The 4,055-nt window shown below is 39.1% G+C and carries 2 protein-coding genes; both read right to left on the minus strand.

The window, feature by feature from the left end:
* Nucleotides 1-327: 327 nt before the first annotated feature.
* On the minus strand, nt 328-726 hold the full coding sequence (gene mutT / locus CWB66_RS19965; protein ID WP_138586734.1) for an 8-oxo-dGTP diphosphatase MutT: 399 nt from the start codon (nt 724-726) through the stop codon (nt 328-330).
* Between the two features lie 68 nt (nt 727-794).
* A complete protein-coding gene (secA, locus tag CWB66_RS19970) occupies nt 795-3,503 on the minus strand; it encodes a preprotein translocase subunit SecA (protein WP_138586736.1) in 2,709 nt (902 codons plus the stop codon).
* Nucleotides 3,504-4,055 lie beyond the last annotated feature (552 nt).

Raw genomic sequence — 4,055 nt, forward strand, 5'->3', positions numbered from 1 at the left:
GGTTAAGATATTTACTAATATATTGAATCATAATGATATTTAAATTTATTTTTCTCTAGCCAGAGATTTTCAGTGAAAACAAGGCGAATTTACGCGTCAATAGCTGGCCTATTGCAAGTAGATTCAACGCAGTTAGCGCTGAAAATAGCTGCTCAAGATAGATTTATTATCCAGAGTTCAGTTTACTTAATCAATTTGAGGGTTCAAATCTGACGCTAACGGCGTTAAAAATTTCTAATATAGAACAACTAAATAACGAAACTTTTGCCTTGTTATCGACACGGTTTTCTTACCTCAAAATAGATCACTTAATTAAGCGAATTGGTATTATGCGTACCGAGAGATTATCTTTTCGATTATGTCGGTATTAGCCTCAGGAAAATCATAATTTCCTAATTCACTAATTGCTACCCACTCGCTAGGTTGTCCTTCTGCACCATGCGCTTCACCGCTAAAGTTACTTACTACGTGTACATCTAACTTAACGCATTTATCGCCGTAGTCATGTTCAATAACCATAAGTTGGCTAGAGCTGTGAATAGTTAACCCTACTTCTTCAATAAGTTCGCGCTTAAGTGCTGCAAAAACACTTTCGCCTGCCTCAACCTTACCACCTGGAAATTCCCATAACCCGCCCTGATGTTGTTCATCTGCGCGTTTACAAATGAAGATCGCATTGTTTTTTTTAATCACACCAACAGCAACATGCACAATTTCTATAGTCATAACTCTGAAACTCCATAAAAAAAACGACGCTAACGTCGTTTTTTTATTAACTACTTATACAGTATTGGTTACTTTAATTTACCACAACACTGTTTGAATTTTTGACCTGATTTACAAGGACAAGGGTCGTTACGACCAACTTTTGGTTCTGTACGAGCCATCACTGTAGCTGTTTCTGGCGTTTCACCACCAACATGCTCAACTTCCTCATGTTGGTATTCGCGAGGAGCGCTTTCACTTTTACGGTGTTGCTCTTCTACTTTTTCAACATCTTCTTCTGCGCGTACTTGCACCTTACTTAAAATGCTTACAACATCAACTTTTAAGTTTTCAAGCATTTCAGAGAATAGCTCAAACGATTCACGTTTATACTCTTGTTTAGGGTTCTTTTGCGCGTAACCACGTAAATGAATACCTTGGCGCAAGTGATCCATAGCAGCAAGGTGATCTTTCCAGTGCTGATCAAGACTTTGTAACATAATTGCTTTTTCGAATTGACGTAGGACAGAATCGCCGACCATCTCTTCTTTTTGCTTGTATGACTGCTCAACTGCTTCTTCAATACGTTCACGAAGTTTTTCTTCGTATAGTTTATTATCGTCAGCTAGCCATTGAGCGATTGGCAGTTCAATTAAGAAATCTTGTTTTAAGCGTTCTTCAAGACCGGGGATATCCCACATTTCAGCAAGGCTTTGCGGTGCAATGTACTGATCAATTATATTACTAAGTACGTCACCACGAATTGCAGTAATCGTTTCTGAAATATCGCCTTCTTCAAGTAGCTCGTTACGCTGAGAGTAAACAACACGACGTTGATCGTTTGCTACATCATCGTATTCAAGTAGTTGCTTACGAACGTCGAAGTTACGTGCTTCTACTTTACGCTGTGCGTTTTCAATTGCACGGTTTACCCAAGGATGTTCAATCGCTTCACCGCGTTGCATGCCTAATTTACGCATCATGTTAGTCATGCGCTCACCAGCAAAAATACGCATTAACGCATCGTCCATCGATAAGTAAAAACGGCTTGAACCGGCATCACCTTGACGACCAGAACGACCACGTAATTGGTTATCTATACGACGTGACTCATGACGCTCAGTACCAATGATATGTAAACCACCCGCGTCAATTACAGCATCGTGACGAATTTTCCAAGCTACTTTAATTTCAGCAATTTGTTCATCCGTTGGGTTTTCAAGTTTTTCAACTTCACTGTTCCAGTTACCACCTAACACGATATCGGTACCACGACCAGCCATGTTAGTTGCAATTGTAACTGTACCAGGTAAACCCGCATCTGAAACAATATCGGCTTCTTGTGCGTGGAATTTAGCGTTAAGTACGTTGTGCTTAATTTTTTCTTTACGTAAAAACTGCGATAAATATTCAGAGCTTTCAATCGAGATAGTACCAACCAGCACAGGTTGTCCACGCTCTTGGCAATCTTTAATATCGATTAAAATAGCTTCGTATTTTTCTTCTTGTGTTAGGTATACTAAATCAGCACGATCATCGCGGATCATTGGCTTATTAGTTGGCATAACGACAGTGTCTAGGCCATAGATTGACTGAAATTCAAAAGCTTCAGTATCCGCAGTACCTGTCATACCGGCTAACGTTTCGTATAAACGGAAGTAGTTTTGGAACGTAATAGAGGCGAGCGTTTGGTTTTCGTTTTGAATTTTTACACCTTCTTTAGCTTCAACAGCTTGGTGTAAACCTTCTGACCAACGACGACCTTCCATTGAACGACCGGTGTGCTCATCGATGATGATTACTTCGTTTTCTTTTACAACGTAATCAACATCTTTCTGGTATAGCTTGTGAGCACGAAGTGCTGCGTAAACATGGCTCAATAGCGTGATGCTTGTTGCTGAATAAAGCGAATCGCCTTCTTCAATCAAACCGCGTTCAGTTAGTAGCTCTTCTACCTTAATTTGGCCGCGTTCAGTTAAGTGAACTTGTTTAGATTTCTCATCGATAGTGTAGTCGCCATCGCCTTCAATACCTTCTTCGTCTTCTTTTTCTTGAAGTTCAAGTAAAGGAACGATGGTATTTATTTCAGTGTAAAGCTCCGAGCTGTCCTCAGCGGGGCCTGAAATAATAAGTGGCGTACGTGCTTCATCAATTAGGATTGAATCCACTTCATCGACTACAGCATAAAATAATGGACGCTGTACACGTTCATCAATGCTAAATGCCATGTTGTCGCGAAGGTAGTCAAAACCAAATTCGTTATTAGTACCGTATGTAATGTCGGCAGTATACGCCTGCTTTTTCTGCTGTGGCATCATACCTGGTACGTTACAACCAACCGTCAGGCCTAAAAACTCGAATAATGAACGGTTAGTTTCAGCATCACGCTTTGCAAGATAGTCATTTACGGTAATTACATGAACGCCTTTACCAGTTAAACCATTTAAGTACGCTGGTAATGTTGCTGTTAATGTTTTACCTTCACCGGTACGCATTTCTGCAATACGACCTTCGTGCAAAACCATGCCGCCTAGTAGCTGTACGTCAAAATGGCGCATACCATTAACACGTCTTGATGCTTCACGTACCACACCAAAAGCTTCTGGCAAAATGTCGTCTAGACTTTGTCCGTTATCGTAACGTTCTCTAAACTCAGCTGTTTTCGCTTTTAAATCTTCATCAGAAAGCGCTTCTAGTTGCGTTTCTAGTGCATTGATAAGCGCGACCGTCTTTCTAAAGTTTTTAATAGTGCGGTCATTGCGACTACCAAAAATTTTGGTAAATAAATTAGATATCATGATAAAACCGTTACAATGTATTCTTTGTCAGCCGAGTATCAGCCAACCCATTTTTAATAATTGGTAATTAATATGTGCTTTTAAATAACACCTAGAACATATTAATTAGCAATTTTGTATTTGAAGTACTTAAAAGCACTGTTTATTACGTGCGCTACTATACCAGACTCTGCCAAACAACAAACTATCTCGACAAAAAGATGTGTATTTAAAATGGAAAAATTTGATCTAGTTAGTAAAAATAACGCTATACCCTTAAACCGTTACAAAAAACAGTAGCTAGCTGTAAAGATATGGTGATTAATAAATTAAAAACAAGGGTCACACTTAGCTTAAATTTAACGCTTAAATATGCACTTAAATAAGAGCCTCTTTTTCATTTAAAACATGTGGCTCACTCGTAATCATGGCTGGCCTATTGCAAGTAAATTCAACGCAGTTAGCGCTGAAAATAGCTGCTCGAGATAGATTTATTATCAAGAGTTCAGGTTAAGTATTATTGCGAATTGATATAAGCAGCTCAGAAGCGTAATTAAAAAAAAGGCAGCTAAC

Source organism: Pseudoalteromonas sp. S558, from assembly GCF_005886635.1.
GTDB lineage: Bacteria > Pseudomonadota > Gammaproteobacteria > Enterobacterales > Alteromonadaceae > Pseudoalteromonas > Pseudoalteromonas aliena.

Bases quoted from the DNA above. Each gene is read 5' to 3' on its own strand.
- mutT (WP_138586734.1), bottom strand. From the start codon at position 726: ATGACTATAGAAATTGTGCATGTTGCTGTTGGTGTGATTAAAAAAAAC.
- secA (WP_138586736.1), bottom strand. From the start codon at position 3,503: ATGATATCTAATTTATTTACCAAAATTTTTGGTAGTCGCAATGACCGC.